The following is a 1,653-nucleotide window of genomic DNA, read 5'->3' as shown; positions in this document are numbered from 1 at the left end:
GATGGGCGGACGCTTACGGTGGACATGTCAAAATCGTGAAATCGGTGTTGTATTCCACCTTTCTAATTGTTCGTGCGCCATCTCTGGCCATACTCCTCTCGAACTGGTACTCCGGAGAACAGCCAAGTGCGGGATGGTCGGAACTAGAATAAAGCCCTAAGAACGAATCAAGCGCCGAGTGAAGCGACTCCAGGGTCCAAATAGCACTTCGTTTCGGGTTCATATCTCTCGACATTTGGCGAACGTTTTTCGTAGGCTGGGTATTACCCTGCAACCTATCAACGAGTTGGCTGGTGACAGAACCGAAGTAACGCTCGATCAACGCTCCTTGTCTGGGTTTACCCTCCCGCTTCTGGATTGACGATCCTTTAGAGGCAACCAGGGTTTCAAAATAAACGCTCTGGAACTCTTTTCCGCCATCAACCACAAACGACGCAGGAAAGTATCCAGTGCTCTTGACCATCTGCCGGATACCAATCATAAGACTCCGGTAACTGGGCGGATCGTAAAGGATCGCGAAACCGACAGGCTTTCTGCTGAACCCGTCTAGAAAAAGCGTTAGCCAGGGACGACCAAGACCCAAGCCATTTTTCGACGACACCAGCTCAATATCGAGCTGAGTGTGGTCAGTGTGCACAACGTCCATAGCAAACTGACCACTCAAATCCCAAGGCATTTTCCTGCCTTTGTTGGAGCCGCTTTCATGCTGATAGGCGGCTTTGTCACCTGATCTGGCACGGACCTTCTTGGCGGTATCGATTCTTTTTGCAAATGAAGAAAACGTCTTGAGAGAGACTGCTGGAATTTCGCTCTTTTCGCAGGCGTGAAGAAACAACCCATACGCATGTGAGAGCGGTGGTGATTTCTTGTTGAGGTAGTGCTCCTCAAGAGTCAATTCGATGAGAGAGCTGGTCGCGGGATCGAGCCGCGACTCCCTGTTTCCCCTTGCGGAAATCTTTGGAATCAACCCTACAAAGCCTTCGCCAAGCTCTTGTTCGGCGAGGTTAAATTGGCGGCGCCAGTTTCTGACGGTGCGTTCAGAAATACTATGGCTCTTTGCAACTTCGTCCATCGGTTTTCCACCCTTGATCTCATCAAGGATCTTTAGACGGTGATTGGCTTGTTCCAACTCGCGCGGCCCAGCTTTCTGAAGCAGATTAAATACCGCACCCTGATCTTCTGTGTGAAGGAATGCAGTACCACTCGCCAGCTGATCTTCCAGAAGTTTTTTCGGAATGCTTTTTGCGCTACAAGCGTCATCCTCCAGGAGATAGAACTGGGGGTGGATAGACGAGACGCGGCAAACATTGCCGCAAAAATTTACCCGATCACCAAGCCTAAGTTCTGTATGCCGGGAGGCGCTTTTCACATCGGCAAGTAACAGGGAATCTGCCTGAGTTCTAAATATTCGGCAGTATCTTGGTTGACGAAGTAGGTCCTTTTCCAGATCGACAAAGACATCCTGGTTGAGAATCCAATGGAAGAGGTCGTCAGGATTGACGCTGCCAGTCTCGAGAACGTCAGAAAGAAAAACCCATCGACAATCACCGAAAATCTCACTTTCGTTATCCTTCTCGAAATACTTCTCTGGCTCGGTATACAGAAAGTCTTTGAGATACTGAAAGTTCTCGGTGAGTTATGGTGATTTCTGGT

Annotated in this window: 1 protein-coding gene; it reads right to left on the bottom strand. The window is 49.4% G+C overall.

What is annotated here, in order from left to right; translation table 11 throughout:
* Window positions 1–13: 13 nt before the first annotated feature.
* Window positions 14–1,369 (bottom strand): transposase, encoded by a 1,356-nt coding sequence (locus Q668_RS16550; protein ID WP_152521805.1) that lies wholly within the window; start codon window positions 1,367–1,369, stop codon window positions 14–16.
* Between the last annotated feature and the right edge of the window lie 284 nt (window positions 1,370–1,653).

The sequence above is a fragment of the Marinobacter sp. ES-1 genome (genome assembly GCF_000475255.1).
Classification (GTDB): domain Bacteria; phylum Pseudomonadota; class Gammaproteobacteria; order Pseudomonadales; family Oleiphilaceae; genus Marinobacter; species Marinobacter vinifirmus.
The sequence above is the reverse complement of the archived record's forward strand: the minus strand, read 5'-3'. Positions and strand labels throughout refer to the sequence as shown.